This is a genomic window from Grimontia sp. AD028, assembly GCF_000973155.1.
GTDB lineage: Bacteria > Pseudomonadota > Gammaproteobacteria > Enterobacterales > Vibrionaceae > Enterovibrio > Enterovibrio indicus.
Genome location: NZ_LASY01000064.1, coordinates 40,625 through 60,564 on the forward strand (window position 1 = coordinate 40,625; position 19,940 = coordinate 60,564).

General features: G+C 48.3%; 18 protein-coding genes. 8 read left to right on the forward strand and 10 right to left on the reverse strand.

Annotated elements, in window-relative coordinates:
* Positions 1–102: 102 nt before the first annotated feature.
* The gene (locus RN22_RS24525) at positions 103–2,469 is read left to right on the forward strand and encodes a DUF4157 domain-containing protein (RefSeq protein ID WP_082111416.1); all 2,367 of its coding nucleotides are present in this window, start codon (positions 103–105) and stop codon (positions 2,467–2,469) included.
* Between the two features lie 136 nt (positions 2,470–2,605).
* Here RN22_RS24525 and RN22_RS14645 read toward each other — a convergent pair whose 3' ends face one another.
* A complete protein-coding gene (locus tag RN22_RS14645; RefSeq protein ID WP_082111417.1) occupies positions 2,606–3,889 on the reverse strand; it encodes a ferric reductase-like transmembrane domain-containing protein in 1,284 nt (427 codons plus the stop codon).
* A gap of 220 nt (positions 3,890–4,109) precedes the next feature.
* On the opposite strand from RN22_RS14645, the gene RN22_RS14650 reads away from it, so the two are divergent.
* Positions 4,110–4,421 carry a hypothetical protein gene (locus RN22_RS14650; RefSeq protein WP_046305468.1) on the forward strand — a complete coding sequence of 104 codons (312 nt, stop codon included), beginning with the start codon at positions 4,110–4,112 and terminating at the stop codon, positions 4,419–4,421.
* 45 nt (positions 4,422–4,466) lie between these two features.
* On the opposite strand, the gene RN22_RS14655 is transcribed toward RN22_RS14650, so the two are convergent.
* Complete coding sequence (locus RN22_RS14655; RefSeq protein ID WP_046305470.1) at positions 4,467–5,372, reverse strand: LysR family transcriptional regulator; 906 nt, start codon at positions 5,370–5,372, stop codon at positions 4,467–4,469.
* Between the two features lie 114 nt (positions 5,373–5,486).
* Here RN22_RS14655 and RN22_RS14660 point away from each other — a divergent pair, with 114 nt between their 5' ends.
* Together RN22_RS14660 and RN22_RS14665 are read left to right on the forward strand one after the other, a co-directional pair.
* Positions 5,487–6,464, forward strand: coding sequence for an MBL fold metallo-hydrolase (locus RN22_RS14660; protein WP_046305471.1), 978 nt, complete (start codon positions 5,487–5,489; stop codon positions 6,462–6,464).
* A gap of 167 nt (positions 6,465–6,631) precedes the next feature.
* Complete coding sequence (locus RN22_RS14665) at positions 6,632–7,174, forward strand: hypothetical protein (protein ID WP_046305473.1); 543 nt, start codon at positions 6,632–6,634, stop codon at positions 7,172–7,174.
* Positions 7,175–7,233: 59 nt separating this feature from the next.
* On the opposite strand, the gene RN22_RS14670 is transcribed toward RN22_RS14665, so the two are convergent.
* The gene (locus tag RN22_RS14670) at positions 7,234–7,851 is read right to left on the reverse strand and encodes a LysE family translocator (RefSeq protein WP_046305474.1); all 618 of its coding nucleotides are present in this window, start codon (positions 7,849–7,851) and stop codon (positions 7,234–7,236) included.
* 36 nt (positions 7,852–7,887) lie between these two features.
* A complete protein-coding gene (locus tag RN22_RS14675) occupies positions 7,888–8,748 on the reverse strand; it encodes a LysR family transcriptional regulator (RefSeq protein ID WP_046305477.1) in 861 nt (286 codons plus the stop codon).
* Between the two features lie 109 nt (positions 8,749–8,857).
* Between RN22_RS14675 and glyA the strand changes: the two genes are divergently transcribed.
* On the forward strand, positions 8,858–10,192 hold the full coding sequence (gene glyA, locus RN22_RS14680) for a serine hydroxymethyltransferase (RefSeq protein WP_046305479.1): 1,335 nt from the start codon (positions 8,858–8,860) through the stop codon (positions 10,190–10,192).
* 82 nt (positions 10,193–10,274) lie between these two features.
* On the opposite strand, the gene RN22_RS14685 is transcribed toward glyA, so the two are convergent.
* Complete coding sequence (locus RN22_RS14685) at positions 10,275–10,583, reverse strand: DUF1272 domain-containing protein (protein ID WP_046305481.1); 309 nt, start codon at positions 10,581–10,583, stop codon at positions 10,275–10,277.
* Between the two features lie 296 nt (positions 10,584–10,879).
* On the opposite strand from RN22_RS14685, the gene RN22_RS14690 reads away from it, so the two are divergent.
* A complete protein-coding gene (locus tag RN22_RS14690) occupies positions 10,880–12,097 on the forward strand; it encodes a DUF418 domain-containing protein (protein WP_046305483.1) in 1,218 nt (405 codons plus the stop codon).
* Positions 12,098–12,163: 66 nt separating this feature from the next.
* Here RN22_RS14690 and punR read toward each other — a convergent pair whose 3' ends face one another.
* Positions 12,164–13,066, reverse strand: coding sequence for a DNA-binding transcriptional activator PunR (punR, locus tag RN22_RS14695; protein ID WP_046305485.1), 903 nt, complete (start codon positions 13,064–13,066; stop codon positions 12,164–12,166).
* A 100-nt stretch (positions 13,067–13,166) separates the two neighbouring features.
* Here punR and punC point away from each other — a divergent pair, with 100 nt between their 5' ends.
* Positions 13,167–14,378: a purine nucleoside transporter PunC gene (gene punC, locus RN22_RS14700; RefSeq protein WP_046305487.1), complete on the forward strand. Its 1,212-nt coding sequence runs from the start codon at positions 13,167–13,169 to the stop codon at positions 14,376–14,378.
* A gap of 79 nt (positions 14,379–14,457) precedes the next feature.
* Here the strand turns inward: punC and RN22_RS14705 are convergent, their stop codons facing one another.
* Complete coding sequence (locus RN22_RS14705) at positions 14,458–15,351, reverse strand: LysR family transcriptional regulator (RefSeq protein WP_046305491.1); 894 nt, start codon at positions 15,349–15,351, stop codon at positions 14,458–14,460.
* Between the two features lie 118 nt (positions 15,352–15,469).
* Here RN22_RS14705 and RN22_RS14710 point away from each other — a divergent pair, with 118 nt between their 5' ends.
* Entirely contained in the window at positions 15,470–16,141 is a 672-nt protein-coding gene (locus tag RN22_RS14710; RefSeq protein ID WP_046305492.1) for a type 1 glutamine amidotransferase domain-containing protein, read from the forward strand.
* 122 nt (positions 16,142–16,263) lie between these two features.
* On the opposite strand, the gene RN22_RS14715 is transcribed toward RN22_RS14710, so the two are convergent.
* The 3 genes from RN22_RS14715 to RN22_RS14725 all read right to left on the reverse strand — a co-directional run bounded on the left by RN22_RS14715 (position 16,264) and on the right by RN22_RS14725 (position 19,844).
* Entirely contained in the window at positions 16,264–16,836 is a 573-nt protein-coding gene (locus tag RN22_RS14715) for a class I SAM-dependent methyltransferase (RefSeq protein ID WP_046305493.1), read from the reverse strand.
* Positions 16,837–17,016: 180 nt separating this feature from the next.
* On the reverse strand, positions 17,017–18,321 hold the full coding sequence (locus RN22_RS14720; RefSeq protein ID WP_046305494.1) for a DUF1501 domain-containing protein: 1,305 nt from the start codon (positions 18,319–18,321) through the stop codon (positions 17,017–17,019).
* Positions 18,318–19,844 (reverse strand): DUF1800 family protein, encoded by a 1,527-nt coding sequence (locus RN22_RS14725; RefSeq protein WP_046305495.1) that lies wholly within the window; start codon positions 19,842–19,844, stop codon positions 18,318–18,320. The genes RN22_RS14720 and RN22_RS14725 overlap by 4 nt, the downstream gene beginning before the upstream one ends.
* Positions 19,845–19,940 lie beyond the last annotated feature (96 nt).

A 19,940-nucleotide genomic window follows, 5' to 3' on the forward strand; every position in this document is an offset into this window, starting at 1 on the left:
TTTGGTTAACTATTTTATTCATTCCCACTAATGCGGAGAGATATCAATTTCAATACGGTGCAGAGAGTTGAAGCTATCTATTTTTAAGTATTAGAGCTACAAATGATGACAGCTATGTTTTGCAGCAAAGCACTCTCGTCAAGAAACCTAAAGCACAATCAAAGCGTGGGAATTGAAAGTCCTGCTACGCGCCGCTCGCCTCAAAAATTGCTCTCTTCTCTCATAGGTCAATCTTCATTTGGGAACACTCGAACACTAGAAGCTGAAGCAAATACGGCAAGCAACAGCTATGTTAAACAGCCAATAGATACTCACGCCAATAACAGTATTGACACTTTAATGAGTGGAAAACTCTCTACGTATCCCCGTTATTTGTCAGGAAGTTGCTCATCTCTACCAGAATCCCTGCAATCTTCGATGGAACAGCATTTTCAGCATTCTTTTTCACATGTAAAAGTCCACGATGATTCAGCCGCGCATCTCGCCGCACAGACACTTAGTGCAAAAGCATTTACATATGGGAATCACATTGTTTTTGGCAATACTCAATACGCGCCAAACTCTTCGATTGGTCAATCTCTTATCGCACATGAATTGGCCCATGTGGTGCAACAAAATAAAGGTAGAAACATAATCATGCGCCAGGATATCCCTGAGATTCTGCGCTCCCGAACTAACGTTGAAACCATGACCACTGCAGAGTTGGAAACCCAAATTGACCTATTAATGGAGTGGTTGAACAGTCAGGAGAGTAACACTTCGGAACATGATCATCTGAGGGAGTATCTTGAGATGATGGAGTATGAAAGACAAAGCCGTCAGTTGAGTACCGAGCCTCCGGAACTGCCTCGAAATCCCTCATCACGTCCACGGAGACTACCCGCATCTGCCGCCACAACGCAAGTTGTCACACCTCAAATTGCCACTTTGACTCTCATAGGTGCCGGCAATAGTGGAAGTAACAATAATTTGCCAACACGCGCACCACTTACACCTCAAGATATGTTTCGGATTATTACCGAACAACGGGCTTGGCATTTCAGCCAAGGAGGTCGATTAGTTGAAGACCCTGCTGGTGTAGGCAGAGGTATAGGGCCTGCAACAACCGGTCGTCCTAGTCATCTTCCTCGAGATCATCGTCCCGCAGGTTCTACTGTTTTCGCCTCAATGCAATTAATAGATGCTCAAGGAAACCAAGTTGCACTTACTCACGGGGAGCACACACGCTATAGGGCACCACACGCAGAACAAACGGCTACTGCTGCGTTAAGACTTGCCATCCCTAGAGGAGCTGATATACGAGGCGGTCGATTATTAGTCGTACTTGATCAAGTTCCCTGTGGGGCGAATAGCGCTAACTGCATGCAAACACTTCGCACTACCGCTCGAGATTTAGGTGTCGGGTTAGAAGTGCTGTTACCCGAGAGACAAGCCCAAAGAGGCACTCGCAAAGTTCGTCCAAGAACCGCGGCGATGGGTTCCCAACGAACAGATATGCCGAGAGTCAGTCTGGTGAGATATGCACCACTTTATCGCGCCCCACCTCCAAGGCGCCAGCCTGCCCAAGATGGTACAACCGCCGCCATTGGAACACCTAATATGTCCGGCCTTAACGTTGGTGGGTCTTCTGCTCGTGGGGAAGCGATTGGCGCTGGAATTACCGTTGCCTTTATGGGGGTGAATTTCATTCTTAACGAAATCAACGATCACATTCAAAAACAACGCGTTGAAGACGCCTTGGATGGTATCAGGGAGTCACTGGAAAACTACCGACGAGAACACCGACAAATGGGAACACTTCTCGTATTTCGGTACACGCAACAACAGGCACCTCCAGACAGTTTGATTCAGCCAGGTGCCGTATTTAGGAGCCTAACTCCTTACCATGGAGCAACTGCTGATGAAGCAAGGTTAACGTGGCGAAATACACCCGAAATTTACGCCTCGCCTCAAGGAAGCCAGCAGACAACTCAAACGGTTTGGATACCTCCTATCCAACGAGCTTCGACACGAACGATTCGAACGCCTTTTGCAAGAGATGAATTAGCAACGTTTGCTGAAGGTCGTGCAGACATCCAGCATGTGGAATGGGGGGGCATTACTGGATTTGATGATGAATCAACTTACTCCCTAACGCTTGGTAATACCTCTCCTAGGTTTTACATTCTGAGAGTTCCTGACATCCTTCACTTCATGAATGGCTCGGAGCGCGTCGAAGTAGACATCCCAATCGCCTTCCGTTCGGCAGAGCAAGGAGGCGCTATTAGGGTTGTTCAACTCGACCCGTCAATTCCTGGCTATGATGTGACGGCCGCGCTCGTCTTCCCTGCCGATAATGCTACTGAACGTTTATTCTCTCAGGCACCCGCCACCAGAGATAACCTCAGACAGTTAAGAGGTTACACAAATATAAGAAAAGCCAGATGGGTAAGGCCAGAAAATATACGACTCATCAACGAAGACGATTAGAACACTGTCACTACATCATAGAAAGCCAGGGTTCATTTACCCAAGATTGAGAGCCCAATGTATTTAGGTGTAAACAAAAACCACCGCTCCAGATTACCGAAAAGAGTGGCTTTTACTATTTCGATCAATTCAACCTCTAGAGTGCACCCCGAAAATCAAACAACTCATAATGGGTGTTGTTCTTCGGCATGCCGAGTTGCTCTAGCCCTTCCTGCATTGTCTTTCTGACTTCAGGGTTGCCGCAGAAGTAGAGCGAAACATCGCCGATATCGCCATTGATATCTTCGGCAATTTTTTCTGGCGTTAGACGCCCTTGCTCTGAATAGACAATGTTTAGGTTTACCGTCGGCAAGCCTTCGACCAATTCACCAAGCTCTTTTGCAAATATGGCAGCTTCTTCGTTTTTAACCAGATAATAAAGCGTGACTGAAGGATGCTGTTTGCTTTGGCTATTGAGCGATTGTAACCAGGCGATAAACGGGGTGATGCCAATGCCTGAACCAATCCAGATTTGCTCTTTCGCTTTCATATCCAAGCGGAAGCGCCCGTATGGCATATCCAGTCGAATCATCTGGCCGTTTTCCAAATGCTCATAAAGCGTTTTGGTGTAATCACCCAATGGTGCAATCGAGAAACTTGGCTTCCCGCCGTGATCGCTGCTTGCGATAGTGTAAGGGTGCGGTTCGCTTTTGATGTTGTCGTTATGGAGGACTGAGACAAAGGCGAACTGCCCGGCTTCCCACTTCGGCTTGCCCTGCAAAGGCTTGGTATCAAAACTGACGATACCATTTTGCTTTTTCACGTTTTCAACTTTGGCGATGTAGTGCTTACTGGTGTCTTTGCCAAAGGCATAGTAATACCAAGCCCAAACACCAATAACTGCTGTCAGATTCATAGCGATTCCCGCTGGCGAGAACAACTGGAAAGGCCTGACGGCAAAAAGATAGTGGAAGACGGAGATAAAGAAAACCAACCCCATCAAGCGATGGCTCCACTTCCATAAGTGGTAAGGCAGCATGCGCATAAAGCTGATCACTACCAAGACCAGGAGCAGCCAAGTTGCCCATTCTCCGGTGTCGGAGCCAATCTCAATCAAACTGGTTTCTTCACGAGCGACTTCAGACTGCGGCACTAACCACCAATGCATGAAGATAGAAAATACCGACCAAATGCCCGCCCATCGGTGCGCTTTGTAAACCCTGTCCAAACCACCAAAGATAGATTCCAGAATTTCGATGCGCGTCGATAGCAGAAAAGCCAATGCCATTCCCACCAAGGCATTGGCAGCAAAAAAGGCTGCAATCCAGCGTTGAAGCGTTAATTCTTCCGGCAGCAAACTACCTATGCCGATAAAGCTAAGTAATACTGCGCCGGCAACTAAGATGTTTTTCCGGTTATCCAGTGCGAATTTCAATTTCAAAAGACTTGCCTGTCGTGTGTATAAAATTGGTTTGAATTAGAAAGGCTTCCTCTTGTGAAATATAGTGCTTCGAATGTCGAATTGTTGTGAAATCTAACTATCGAAACACTGTTTTAGTCGAATACGTACAGGAAAATATCAGTAAGTTTGGGTAAGAAGTCACAAATATTTTCGTTCAGACTGAGTACACTAAAATAATACATGCATATGAGATACATCTATGTTTGGAAAAATCTTCAAATGGAGCTTTATTCATGCCGCATTTCTCGGAGTAAACCTTATTGCCCTTTTGATCTTCACCTTAGGCTTCGGGTTTTCAGATAGCGTCCCGCACTTTTTAACTATCGTTGCAAAGGTTTGGGGCATGTTTATTGAAGTCTTGATGTTTCCGATGAGCCACTACATTGATTTTCTGGTTGAAAGCGTATGGAATGCCGAGCTGTTTTACATGCTCTCTTACGTTGTAAATAGCCTTTTGTGGGGTACAGCGATTACTCTGCTTGTCAGTGCGCTACGGAAAGCCAGACCATAGCATCAAAGACGCCTTCCCGATCAACGCAAATGTATTTTGGGGCAACTACTTATCCCAATAAGTTGTGCCTTCAAATCGGGCGACCAGGAAATCAATCAAGGTTCTGACTCGGCGTGATAAATGCCGTGTTTGCGGGTAAATCGCATAGGCGTTGAGCTCGCCAAAAGCATAGCCGGGAAGCACCACTTCTAGACGCCCTCCCCTGATGGCTTGATGGACAACAAACGTTGGCAGGTGGGCAATGCCCATCCCTTTTTCTGCCGCGGAAAGCAGAAACTCTCCGCTACTCCCCTTCAATACAGGCTTAATCTTCACTTTTTGCAGCTTACCTTCCGGAGTGTTTAGCCGCCAATGACTGACATCTTTGCTAAGGCTGTATACAAGCGCTTTGTGGTGACTAAGATCGGAAAGGGATTCAGGAGAGCCATGTGTTTGCAGGTATTCTGGGCTGGCACAAAGCACATGTCGAACTGTAGCAATTTTTCTGGCGAGCAACGTCGAGTCTGGCAAATCGGCAATACGAATAGCGAGATCGTAGCCTTCTTGAATCAAATCAACCTGTCGGTCGTTAAAGTCGAGTTCAAACTCAATTTGTGGGTGTTCTTGAAGAAAGTCGTTAATGGCTGGGCCGATATGTAGCACCCCGAATGTTGAGGGAACAGCAACCTTTAACGGCCCTTTCAGCACGCAATGTGCCTGAGAAGTCATTTCCTCCGCTTCACGCAAGTCTTCCAGAATACGAAGGCAATGCTTGTAGTATTCCGTACCTGTTTCGGTGGCATGCATGGTGCGTGTTGTGCGGTGGAAGAGTTGAACATTCAGGTGTTCTTCCAGCTCTTTTAAACGTCGGCTGACTGCAGATTTGGCAATGTTCATGCGGTCTGCTGCACCGCTGATACTGCCAATCTCAACCACCCGCACAAAGGTTTCCATATTGGTGAACTTGTCCATCGCCTCTCCAATTGTTCTCTTTGGGAGAACACTGAGTTACTTAAATTGCTGTTTTTTCTTTATCCAAGAATTTCTAGAGTGAACACAAATGGACGACAAGTAAAGGAAAGCAAGATGAAAATAACCAAAACAACAGTGGCAGTGCTTGCTGCGACTTCACTCTTGAGTCTCTCAACGCAAGCTAACGAGCCAGTATGGGATGCCAACAAGGTTCAGCTCGTCGCTGAAAAACTCGATGATGGGGTTTACGCCTATTACCCAACTGATGCCAAAGAGCTGGAAAAGAAAGGCCTACCTGTTGCCACCAGCGGCGGTTTCATTGTGGGTGAAGAAGGTGTGCTTGTGATTGACACTACCCTCAACGAACGTCTGAACAAACAGCTACAGGGAATGATTGCCGTTGAGACAAAGAAACCCATCATTTATGCGGTTAACACCAGCTTCCATGGGGACCACTCCTACGGAAACATGTACCTACCGGAAGAAACAAAAATCATCCAACATGAGGTGACTCAAAACTATATCGACAATCATTTTGAGGCAGATACACAGTGGATGATGCAAAGCTTCGGTAAAGGACGCGGCATCGAGGAAATCAAACCAACTGACGCCGATATTCTTGTAGGGAAAGATGGGAAAATAACCATCGACCTCGGTGGCAAAAATGTTGAGATCATGGATTTTGGATTCGCACAGACTGGTGGTGATTTGTTTGTTTGGGAACCGGAATCAAAAACCATGTACACGGGTAACCCAATCGTTACTGTGAAACCTTCCCTGCCTTGGCTTTTAGATGGTCACCTGCTGGAAACCCTGAGTTCACTTCAGAAAGTGAAAGACTTTCTCCCTGAAGATGCGACCGTAGTGCCAGGCCATGGTTCACCGATGACACCCGAAGATATTCAGTGGCATATTGATTATCTGGAAGCGATTAAAACCCAAGTACAGCAGGCGATTGATGATGGCTTGTCTCTTGGCGAGACGGTGAAGAAAGTGCAGTTGCCAGAGTTTACCGGTTACGCCCTTCGTGATTGGGTTCACCCAGGTCTGAACGTACCTGCAGCTTATCGCGATTTGTCTAAGCAGCAGTAACCTCCAGTACCCGTTCTAACGACAAACAGCCACCTTTCGGGTGGCTGTTTTGTTAGGCCTTTCCTAAACCATTGCGGCGCGACTCGAAGAATCAGCGCCAGTCTGCTTTGTCTGAATCATCAAGGGGTATCCTTTCGCCAGACGGTATATGGAGAAAGGAAAAGATAATGAGGGGAAAACTCGTCGCGATGGTATTGGGTACCTTGGTAGCCACTGGTTGCGTCAACAGGGATGAAATTTATGCCAACCCGCCTCAGGAGTTGATTGACGGCGTTGAGCAACTGATGCCTGCTGCAGCCAAGTTCACCCACGAAGCCGAGGCAGAAGCACTGGAGAAAGGTATTCCCTTAACACCTCAAGAGGTACTTATCGCGGAAAAGATGGGTGTAAAACATCCTGAAAAGGTCCGTGTTTATTATGTAGATAAACTGCCTGCACCAACCGACCCGGAGTTACTAGAAATCGCCAAACGCGTGGGTTACACCAACCCCAATATGGCAGGGTACACCTTTGGCTACGGCATTTGGATTCAAAACCGCTACAAATCCCAACGTGATCTGCTGCCTCACGAATTAGTGCACGTGATGCAATCAGAGAGAGCAGGACTCACCGCCCAAACCCGCGAGTACCTGATGCAGATGTTTGTTTATGGCTACTACAACGCGCCGATGGAAGTCGAAGCGCGAAAACTCACCTCTCACTATAACTAATCACGACAAAGGGCGCAGTTAAGCGCCCTTTCTTCATAAACACTTCCTCAAAACCAAAATCACCTTCGATCCATCGTCAGCAAGTTTCCACCTGACACGCCAAGTACAACCGCACACCCGCGGTTAAACCAGCGCGCCATTTTAGGCTTACTAAACCATTGGCGAAGATAAATACCGAAGAGCGCATACATAGAAATAGCAACCACTTCCAGCACCAAGAAAGTCAGACCTAGAATAAAGAACTGCTGATTGATGGGGGCGGACGGGTCAACGAACTGTGGCAGAAATGCAGTAAAAATAAGGATGGCCTTTGGATTACCCGCGGCGAGCGCAAACTCTTGTTGAAGCAGTGCTTTCACCTTTTTATCCGCTTCAATGTCATTAACCGGGCTCGACGTTGACCGCCAAAGTTGGAAAGCAATCCAGAACAGATACATGGCACCAACTAGCTTTATCGCCAGAAAGACCTTTTCTGATGCGTAGAGGATCACCGCCAATCCAGAGGCGGTTAGTGCAATCATTACCGCAAAGGCGGCGATTCGGCCAAAGCTGGCAACCAGCGCAGGCTGAAAGCCATAACAACGGGCATTATTCATCGCGAGCAGATTGTTTGGCCCCGGCGTCATGTTTAAAGCAAAGCAGGCGGGGATAAACAACAGAAAGGTGATCAGTTCCATTAGTGTGTCTTTCCGTTTTTTTGGTGTAATTTCACCCTATCTAGAAGCGCACTGAGCCGTCAACCATTCATAGAAATGATTGGCCACAGGGTGATCATCACAGGCGACGCTTCGATAGAGGTAGTATCCGCCACTTTCCGCCTGATTCACTGAATCGTCAGGCCAAGGCACCAGCTCACCACGCTCCAAGTAATCCTGCAGCAGGGAAACCCGCCCAACCATCGCTCCCTGCCCGTCCAAGACTGATTGCAACAGCAAAGCATACAAACTGGAGCGACGCGTTCGCGCTTGTATACCACTGAACTTGTCTTGCCAAAACCGCCAATCATCATGCCAATGCATGTCTTGGTAAAAGACGGGATCATCCTTCCCTACATAATTAGGCGCACTGACTGGCAACAGTGTCTCGCTCCACAGTTTTTGCCAGCGACGGCCAGGGTCATGAAGGAAATAACCCAGCGCAAGATCGGTTTCTTCCGGTTGACCGGAAACGGTCGACACAGCAGTGATTTCTAATTCATGCTCGGGGAAATCATGCTGATAATTTCCCAAACGCTTTTGCAACCAGAACTGAGCAATCGCATGCTGTGTCGCCAAGCGAACCGGCCTTAGCTTTCCATGCCGAATTCGTTCAACATTTTCCTCGAAACCTTTGAGCGCTTGCTTAACCAGCACTAAAAATTCTTTGCCTTTGGGAGTGAGTGAAACACCTTTTCCGTGCCTTGCGAACAAAGAGACAGCTAAATGACTTTCGAGCTTTTTGACCTGATACGCTACTGCAGATGCAGTCAGGAACAGCTCTTCGCCAGCTCTTGCAAAGCTTTCATGTTCAGCCGCAGCTTCAAAAGCCACCAGCGCATCTAAAGGGGGAAGTTGAGGAAAGCGAACAGAACGCATGCGTTAAGCCCAAAATTATTTTTGCCTTATACAAAAAATAATCCATTTGAGCGAAATGGTCTTCCGCGTTGAGATAGATACATCACGAAACAGAGCAAGGACGGCAAAAATGACATTTCATAAGAAGCCTTGGGTAGCAGAAAGCATCAATGATTACGCACAAGACACCGTAGCCAACATCGGCACCTTAAACGAATCAGGCATCATCGCAGCTATTTATGCGCTTTCCGATGAGAACCGGAACATCCACGAAAGAGAGTGCATCAACCTCAACCCGGCCACCAATATCATGAACCCAAAAGCGGAAGCGCTGTTGGCAACAGGTATTGGTACGCGCCCTTCTCTTGGCTATCCCGGCGACAAGTATGAAATGGGACTGGAAGCCATCGAGAAAATCGAGATCATCGCTGCGCAGTTGGCGTGTGATGTTTTCGATGCCAAATTTGCTGAAATCCGCGTCGCCTCTGGCGCAATGGCAAACCTTTACGCCTTTATGGCGACCGCACAACCGGGCGACACCATTCTCGTTCCGCCCGCTTCTATCGGTGGTCATGTTACTCACCACAATGCAGGTGCAGCGGGATTGTATGGGCTCAATATTGTCGAAATGAAAGCGGACGCCGAGCACTACACCGTCGACTTAGATGCGCTGAGAGAGCAAGCACACGCCCTCAAACCCAAATTGATCACCATTGGCGGAAGCCTGAACCTCTTGCCCCACCCTGTTTCAGACATACGAGCCATTGCCGATGAAGTGGGTGCCAAAGTGCTGTTCGATGCAGCGCACCAATGCGGGATCATTGCTGGTAAAAGCTGGCCAACCCCTCTGAATGAAGGCGCTCACCTGATCACTATGAGCACCTACAAAAGCTTGGGTGGGCCTCCAGGTGGGCTGATCGTGTCGAACGATACCGAACTGATGGAGCGCATCGATGCCATTGCCTTCCCGGGTTTAACCGCGAACTTTGATGCTGCTAAATCTGCCGCACTCGCAGTGTCGCTGCTGGACTGGAAGACGTTCGGCGCGGATTATTCGAATACCATGATTGAAGCCAATCAAGCGCTGGCTCGTGCATGCCAGGCTGAAGGACTGCCAGTTTTTCAAGTAACTGGCTCTAAAGGTCATACTCCATCTGAATCTCACCAGTTCGCCATTCAGGCAGCACCTTTCGGTGGCGGGCAAACCATGGCGAAGAAACTTCGCCAAGCCAATATCCTTACATGCGGAATTGGTCTGCCAATTGAAGCGGTAGAAGGCGACATGAACGGCCTTCGCTTTGGCACACCAGAGATTGTCAGAGCTGGTTTCACTGCGGAGCACATGCCTGAAGTGGCTAAGCATATTGCCGATTCATTGTTAGGCAGAAAGCCTGATGAGGAAATTGCTAAAGCGGTCTCCGCATTTCGCCGAGAGTTTACGACGATGCGTTATGTTCACAGTTAATATTTTCCAACGCGTCGGGAGAAGCGATTTCTCCCGACGTATAGTGTCAGCGAGATCGGCGTGTATTTTCTGCTTGCAGGCATTAGCGGTTTTCAGGCGCAATATGTTTAAACTGCTTACCAAATGCTTTGAGTTCATCAATGGTGTAAGGCGTATGCACTCGTTTAGTTGAAGGCAGTTGGTGATGAATACTCAACCCTTCACGCCGCGCTGTTTTCGGGCGAATAGGCCTAGGCATAAATCCGCCTCCGCAATTCGGGCAAACGTTAGAAAGAATGTCTTCAACGCAGGTCGCACAGAAAGTGCATTCGTAAGTGCAAATCATCGCCTCGGTTGAATCAGGCGGTAGGTCTTTATCACAGCATTCGCAGTTAGGTCTGATTTCCAGCATGGGCAAATTCCTTTTCATAGAAGTGATGCATCAAAACAGTCACTTCCATCAAATACTACCGACTGAATTCACCTAAGCCACGGAAAGAAACATCAATTTTTCTGCAGGGTATTGATAAGAAGAATAAAAACCGCAACCCATGACATTCACCCGACGAATTGTAGAGCCATGTATCATTCCTCCAGTTACATTGCTTACCGTATCCGCAAAAACACATTTATCTCATTGAATCAATGAAATGAGTTCCATATAGATGTCACAGCACAGTTTTTAATCATTTGAATGAGAGAAGTGAAATGACAACTGCACCGCCCAACCCAACAGAACGGATACTCAGTCTCGATGTCATCCGCGGCATCGCGATTCTTGGCATTTTGTTTATGAACATTTTCGCCCAGCAAGCTTTGCCGGCTTTAGCGCTACATGCTCCAGATTGGCAAGGAACGGCGACTGATATGGACATGGCAGTGTATACCTTCCAAGCCATATTCCTTGATGGACGCTTTATGAGCCTGTTCAGTCTGCTATTCGGGGTTGGCTTGGTCATTCAAACGGAGAGTTGGCAGCGCAAACAGCAATCTGCGGGCAAGTGGATTTCACGACGACTGTTCTGGCTTGCTGTGATTGGTTTGCTTCATGCAGCTTTCATTTGGCCAGGTGATGTCCTGTTTGTTTATGCCATCACAGGTCTTGTTATCTTCCGCGCGGCTAACTGGCGAGCCCGAACCCAGCTGATTTTAGGTGTTTTCTTTGCTGTTTTAGCCGCACTACTGTTTTTGGCATTATCTGCAGCAGTCGCATTTTCACCACCAGAAGAAGCCTTACCTCCGATAATGGGCACTTCTCTACCTGTTTCTCCGGACAAAGCAGCCGAATTAATTCAAGCCGCCACAGGCAATTACTTTTTCGAACAGATCCCTTTGCGTTTAGAAATGTATTACCGCGTTTATATATCTGGCTTGCCCGTGCTGATGTTCCATGTCGGCGGTCTGATGCTGATTGGTATGGGGCTGTATAAAACTGGTTTCTTCAATTCATCAAAACGTTTAATTATCTGGTGTGTAGTCGGCGTTTTAACCGCTTCTGCATCGGCATCTTTAGTGAACTTCAGAAACGAAATTGGTTTCAATGAAGAGCTAGGCCTGACATTGCAGTTGCTCAACATGTCCATGTCTCCGCTCCTTTCGCTGTGCTATGCAAAACTGCTGATTTGGTTGGTGGAAAAACGGTCGGTCATTGTGCAACCTTTCGCAGCCTGTGGGCGCATGGCATTTACGCTATATCTTTCGCAATCATTCATTGCCGTGGCGATTTTCCAATGGCTGCTTCCAGATCTTTACGGCACGCTAAACCGTGCACCATTGATTAGCATCGTCTTGCTAATGAGTGTGGTCCAAGTGCTGTTTGCAAACTACTGGCTGAAACATCACCGAATGGGGCCACTTGAGAAGGTTTGGAGACGATTGGCGCTGGGTAAGAAAATGACCAATCAGTTAAAACAAGCCAAGGTGTAATTTGGACGACTAATTCGGATACCGCCGTCAAAGAGAGGGCTTTGGTGGCGGTTGTTTATATTTAACTCACTCCAACCATTCTCTATGCGCTTTCTCTGCATCGCCTAAATAGTCCAAAATCCAGTTCACCGCTGGGTTTTCTTTGTCTGAACGCCACGCAATACAACATGGGCTTTTGGCGGGAGGCTCCACCAGTGTTTTCTCAACCAACTCACCACTTGCTAGATACGGTTGAGCCATATGTGATGGCATGGCTCCGATCCCTAATCCTGAGCGAAAACACTGAATGGCGCTATGCCAGTTGGGTACAGTGAGGCGACGCTGGTTGTCGAGCAGCCAGGTGGCGCGTTTGGGAAGAATACGGGAAGTGTCTTCAAGACAAATTGCAGGGTAAGCCAACAGTTGTTCATGTCTCAGAGGCTCAGGCTCTGCCGCCAGAGGATGGTCTTTCGAAACCACAAATCGCCAAGTGAGAATACCCATATCGCGATAACTTAGGTTTCCGCTGACTGGCACCGCCGCTGTCGCACCTATGGCAATATCTGCCCTGTCGTATGCCAATGCATCCCACACGCCATTGAACACTTCCATGGTCAGCAGTAATTCCACGTCAGGGAAAGCATCGTAGAAGTCCCGAACCAATGAATCGACACGGTCTTCACGCACCACGTTATCCAGAGCCAGAGAAACACTTCGTGTCCAACCGTTGGCCACGCGCTGGGTTTGATCGCGTATCTCATCCATCCGCTTCATCAAGTCTCTTGCCTGTTGCACGAAGAACTCGCCAGCGGGCGTGAGTTTGACTGAGCGGTGCAATCGCTCAAATAAATTCACAGCAAGCTTCTCTTCCATCTGCCTGACGGTATAGCTCACCGCACTTGGAACTTTGTGCAATTCTTCGGCTGCAGCGGAAAAGCTACCACGACGCGCAACAGCATCGATAACTTGCAGATCTTGATAGGAAAACATACGAATCAAAATTTTTGAAAGCAATGTGGAAATTTTAGCGTTTCACAGCGCTTTTCGCTAGCAGTAGACTGCGCGCATATTGCAACAACGGATAAGTAAAATGAAAAATACTGTTCCTATGACAACAATGATTTGGTTTGCTGGCCTGAGCATGCTCGGTTTTCTGGCGACTGATATGTACCTGCCCGCTTTTGAAAACATCCGCCTTGAGATGGGTACAACTCAATCCATGATTGGTTTGTCGCTGACCGTGTTCCTGTTGGGCATGGCGCTGGGTCAAATCGTATATGGACCACTGTCTGACCGCATCGGCCGCATCAAAGTGCTGGTCGGTGGTATGGCGCTGTTCAGTGCTGCAACCGCAGCCTGTTTTATGGCTGATAGCATTGAAGTGTTCCTGGCTGCACGTTTTGTACAGGCACTGGGTGCGTGTTCTGCTTCTGTGATTTGGCAAGCGGTAGTTATCGACCGTTATGACAGCAAAACGTCTCAACGTGTTTTCGCTACCATCATGCCGTTGGTCGCTTTGTCTCCTGCCCTAGCGCCACTGGCGGGTGCAGCACTGGAATCTCAGTTTGGCTGGCGAAGCATTTTCATCGCGCTGGTTGCTTTGGGCGCGGTGCTGGTGATCACGACCCTGCGTCAGAAAGAAAGTGCGCCGACAGTCAACAGCGATGAGAAGCTGGGTGCGAAACTGGTTAGCGATTACAAGAACATCATCAGCTCGCGTAAATTCGTTGGCAACATGCTGGTATTCGCAGGCTGTTCTGCAGCGTTCTTTGCTTGGCTGACTGGCTCTCCGTTCGTGATGACAGGAATGGGTTACAGCGGCGCTGACATCGGCATGAGCTATGTACCACAAACTATCGCGTTCATTGTCGGTGGTTACAGCTGTCGTGCACTCTTGAACAAGTTTGATGGTTCTGTGCTTCTGCCGTGGTTCGTGGGCCTGTTCATCGCGAGCGTTTCAATCATTTTCGCGGTGTCTTGGCAGACTGATGTGACCAACATCTGGCCAGTACTGATCCCATTCTGCTTCTTGGCGGCGGCGAACGGTGCAATTTACCCAATCGTAGTAAACAAAGCGCTGGAAGAATTTAAAACCTGTAGCGCAACGGCGGCGGGTCTACTGAACTTCCTGCAGACGATGATCTGTTTCGTAGCAAGTGGCGTGGTATCTGCACTGGCAATCCACGGCCTGTTGACGGTATCAGCAGTGATGATGGGGGCTGGCGCAAGTGTAGCGCTGGGTCTGATGCTGAGCTGGAACGTTAACCGCGTAGCGATTGAAGACGCGCCTCAAGCGGCTTAAGAATTGCTCCAATTTAAAACACCGCCTGCGATTACGCAGGCGGTGTTTTTGTTTCTAGGCTTTAATCCCACTCTCTGCTTTATTCGTTCCACTCTTTGAAATGTTCGAGTAAGTGGTCGATAGCGAGACGGGCCTTGAGGGGTAAGAATCGACGGTTTTGATACACCACCCACGAGGTAATGTTCTGCGTCCAGTAAGGTTCGAGAACAGGCACCAAGCTCCCTTCTTCAACCGCTTTTTGAAAGCTGCTTTTCGGCATATAACCAATGCCCAGTCCCGCCTTACAAGCTTCAACCATGGCATTCGCATTGTTACACCGGAAACGGCCAGATACCTTTATCGGCATCTCTTTACCATTCCTTTCGAAGAGCCAAGTGTCGTTATTGGTAATAAGGCATGAATGCTTTGCCAATGCTTGAGGACTCTCTGGTTCGCCCTTCGCTGACAGGTATTCTGGCGAAGCAACAGCCATCAAGTTTCTGTTTGCCAGCTTTCGTGCCACCAACCCGGAATCCTGCAAACGCCCGTAGCGGATGGCAAAATCAAAACCATCCTCAACAAAGTTCACGTGGCGGCTACTGAAATCCAACTCGACGGCGAGATCGGGGTGAAGCTTGGCAAACTCCACCAAAGCAGGCGCGACAAATTGTTCAGCAAAAGAGCCTGCCATACTGATCCGCAACGTTCCCTGCAAATCAAACTGCGCGCCTGTCACCATTTCATTTGCTTGAGAAAGACCACTCACCAACTCTTGGCATTGAAGATAATACTGCTGCCCATTTTCCGTCAGTTTTACGGACCTTGTGGAGCGGGCAAATAACGCCGTTCCTAAGCGCTCTTCCAAACGGGAAACCTGCCGGGATACATGGCTTACAGAACAGTTCAGTCTCCGTGCCGCCTCACTGAATCCCTTTGCGTCAGCCACGGTGACGAACTCAACAATACCTTCAAAACTGAGTGAGCGTTTCTTCATTGATTATTGCCATATAGCAAAGTCGGTTTTCCATATTAATGGATTATCACCTAATTAGCGAAAGTATAGAGTAAATACCCAAACCATCTGCACCCGCTCAAATTAGAAGGATTACAGCATGAAAAAGATTCTGATCATTGTTACGAATCACGCCACACTGGGAACCACAGACCAGGCCAACGGCACATACGCACCAGAACTGACTCACGCGCTGGACGTATTTCTAAAAGCTGGCTTTGCCTATGACGTTGCTTCTATCAATGGTGGCGAAGTGCCTTTCTATGGCGAAGATATGGAAGGTGACGACGTTAACAGCCGTGTTTTCAACAACGATGAATTCCAGTCTCGTGTAAAGAACACTATTCCGGTGAGCCAGTTGAATGCTGACGACTACGACGCGATTTTCTACCCAGGTGGTTTTGGTCTGCTTTCTGACCTTGCTCAGCATGCACCAACGGCAAGCCTAGCAGCCAAACTTTATGAAAATGGTGGTGTTATTGGTGCAGTTTGTCACGGCCCTGCGGCTTTGTTGCCAATCACGTTGAGCAATGGTCAGCCGTTGATTGCAGACAAAACAGTGACCGCTTTTACCCGTGAGGAAGAAGTGGATTTCGGCACCATCAAGGATATTCCGTTCTTGCTGGAAGAGTCTTTGACGCGCAAGGCTGCAAAATACAGCAAGATCCAACCTTGGGGCGTTCACGTGATTACTGACGGCAAGTTAGTGACAGGCCAAAACCCTGCGAGTGCACATGGTGTAGGTGAAGCCATGGTTGAGCTTCTGAAATAATCATCACCAAAGGTCAACAGCCCCTAGGAAGCGATTAGCAAAAAGTCAAACGTCAGTGAAGTGCAAAACCACTGCCTGCTCGACACTGGCGTTTACTTTTGCATGCGCTTTGGACTAACTGATTAGGCTTCCCGTTGTCCCACTGCCATGATGACCCTCATGTCTCCCATGCAGAATGGATGGGTGATGGAAACCACATTAAGCCCTGCACTTTCGTAAGCTTCTTCAATTTCAGTTGAAGAGAAGCCCACGCTGGAGTCACCTACTTTCTCCCAATCCCACTGAACCAACACACCTTTGTCGGCGAGCAGCATTGTCAGTAATTCAATGGTTTCAGCATAATCAGGGACAAAAGCCAGCGCTGAAGACGCCACCACCACATCAAAGCGTTTACCTGATTGGCGACAGTCACGAACAAAATCTTCGTCTACCTCACCCACCACTGTGGTGACATTGCCAAAACCTTTATCATCCAACACTTGGATCATTTTGGTGGCAGGATCAATTGCCGTCACTGACGTGACACGAGGGGCGAGTTGCTCAGTCAGCAATCCGGTACCACAACCGAAATCCAGTACTTGTGCACCACGGATCTCGATGATTTCACAAAGGGTGCCGAAAGCTTTCTCTGAATAGGCAATGACGGCTTCGTTTTCATCCCATCCCGCCGCCAGATCATCCCAGCTTTCGCTCATTTTAGTACCCTTACTACGTAGTGAATCTATGGAAATGGTATGGCATTTTATAAAATGAATCTATTCAGTTGGGCCAAAACCCTTTCTAATTTCGACATTTTCATCGGTTCTTATGATTTTTCTCTGGCCCCAAAGCGAAAAAGCCCGCTACTGCGGGCTTTGAATAGACTGAGAAGAGGCTTATGCCATTGGGCCGCCAAACCGGTGGAGGTTCGGGAACACGGTGGACAATCCCGCATTATTCATTCCCAGCCATTTCACCATGTGCGCAGCATATTGCTCATGGGCGATTTTAGGAATCAAGCGACCTTGACCGTTGTCATCCTGCCCACCGCGGGTGAAGTCTGGGTAAGTGCCGAAGCAAGTCCCCGAAGTAGTGCCACCACCAAACATGAAGTGACCACCACCCCAACCGTGATCGGTTCCCTCACGCGAGTTATCGTGCATCGTGCGGCCAAACTCCGACAAAGTACACGTCAATACGTTATCAGTGAGCCCTTCCTCATCCAATGTGGCATACAGTGCCGCAATCGTCTCAGAAAACTCTCTCATCAGTTCATCCTGGCGACGAACTTGATTGTCATGAGTATCAAAACCACCCAGCGACACATAAAATACCTGGCGGTTATGACCCAATAACTGCGCACCTTCAATCATTTGCTTCACCGCACGCAGCTGCATACCTAGATTGGAGCCCGGAATACGGGTGTCCATAGGGATGGAATCGACAACAGGGCTCATCTGATCCTGCGCGTACATGGCTTGTTTTACCGCTTCGGCATAACCTGCAGTCAGTGGCGAATCATAGTATTGGTTGGCATTGTCTTCGTAACTAGAGCGCATCGCTGCATTTTGAAGCATGTTAAACGACTCAAAACCGTTCTTGTTAACGAAGATCTTGTCAGAATCGTAAGCATCTAACAGGGTATTTGGGCCAGTGTGGAACGCGTTCGGCAAGCCACCATAGCTACGCGACAGTACATCCATTGACATACCCAGCCAACCGTTTTCACTGTAGTCCTGCCCCATCCAACTGTGCTGCCAAACTTCCTGTTGTTTGTTGTGCGCAAACAGGAAAGGAGGAAGCTCTGCGCGGTCTGCTGCTATATCATCCGCAGTAACTGGAGCAAGAAGTGGACCCACATTCAGGGCGATATTCGCTTTGCCTTGGTTAAAGAGGTGCATCAGGGGTGACATCGCTTTGTGCAGACCAAACTGCACACCATTGGCATCCTTGATATTCAAAGGGTTGATCTGGCTACGCGAAACTAATGTGGAGTTACGTGACGACGCGTACTTATTGTAGTTGGTGCTGTCCAGTGGCAGTACCTGGTGGAAAAAATCGTTACCGCCAGCGAGGAAAACGCAAATTAGAGCTTTGTAATCTTCTGCGCCATTCGCTTTTACGCTGAAACTCATTGGAGCGGCAACCGTCGCACCCGCTGCACCCAGAGATTTGATGAAGTGTCTTCTTGTCAGTTTCATGCGCGGTTCTCCTGAACGTGGAAGTATGGTGATGCCAGAGCAATAAACAGTAAACGCTGTACCCATTTGCCCGGGTTCAAGTCCATCCCGTTATAATGTTTACGAAGTTCCTGTTTTAGTCGAGTAGGCATCGCGCCATTGAAAAAGCGTTCTGATGTTTCTTGGATAAAGCCTTCGATATTTTTAGCGGCAATCAATGATTTAAATTCTTCGACATTGATATAAAGCTCTTTAGCTAAAGGCGCGCTTAATTTCTGAAGGTTCAGACGAATAAGACCGTAAATAAAGTTGTGAACATAAATAATATGTGACCAGTCAACGATTTGTAGTTCTGGCGCAACCAAATTATTCTCTTTCACTACGCCTTTAGGTGCATAGTCTGGCAAAAAGAAATTAAATACCGACGGTGAACCCAGTGGATATTGATTACAGGTTTTCAAATAAACCAAATCAGTTTCCACCACTGCACTGCCAGCGCCCGGTTTAACATCCAGGGCTCGATATATAGCCACCAGAGACAACCAAGGCTCACGTACCTTACTCATGGTCGTCGGTGTTGCTGTGTAAACATCAGGGTCTGTCAAAATGGCCCAAACGACCGCTTTTAGGTCACCCGTCACGCCCATACCGTTATCGAGGAACACCTCAGCCACACGGCGAACGTAGTCAGGAGATGGGTTTGAGGTGGTCATTCGTTGAATCAGACCATGACAGATATTAGGTGCAGTCGATGGATGATGAAGCAACATATCCATGACCTGATCCATTTCCTGCTCTGCTGGCATGTCTTTCGGGAAACGATGCCCCAGCACTGATTTTTCACCGCGGTCATGGTCAACAGCGTTATTCACCATCGGCACCATCAGATCCGCATCCGCGTGGTTCCAACCTGTGAAGACGCGTGCCAGTTCTTGAATATCCTTTTCGGTATAACAAGGAATTGGCTTGCCGTTACCATCCAGATAGTAGGTACCGTCCAGATCACGCTCATAAAGTCCGATAGAAAAGAGTTGCATGATCTCGCGGGCGTAGTTTTCATCAGGGCGGCGACCTGAAGCTGGGTCTCCTTTCTTGTTACCGACCATAGACAGGTATTGCCCCATCACCGGTGACACGGATACATCTTTCAGGAGGTCACGGAAGTTACCAAACGCATGTTGGCAAAGAAGATCGTTGTAGTTCGCGATAGCTGGCGCATGGTTGGCCAGATTCGGATCTTGATCCGACGCGACGAAGATTTGTGACAACGCATAGGCGACACGTTGGCGAAGTTGGTCTTTAGAGTAGAATGCGACATCCAGCCAGGCTCTTACACGGGTGGACTTTGAAGGTCTCTTCCCGTAGCCCTGCGCCACAAATTGCTTCTGGCATTGCTCTACGTGGGATGTCGTTGGAAGTGCTACTTGTTCATCAAACCAAGTTTTAGCGCGCTTATTTATTAAAATGTTTGCTTCGCCTTTCTTAGGACCGAAAGTCGCGAGATCCAACCAACGCGAAGCATGTGCAAAAGAATCAAACTGCATATCAAATACCCTCAATTTGCCGAGGCAAACGGACCACTCTCCTTTGAGAGGCTGTCCGACTTTAACACCAGGTGTTATGCAAATGAGAATATTCAT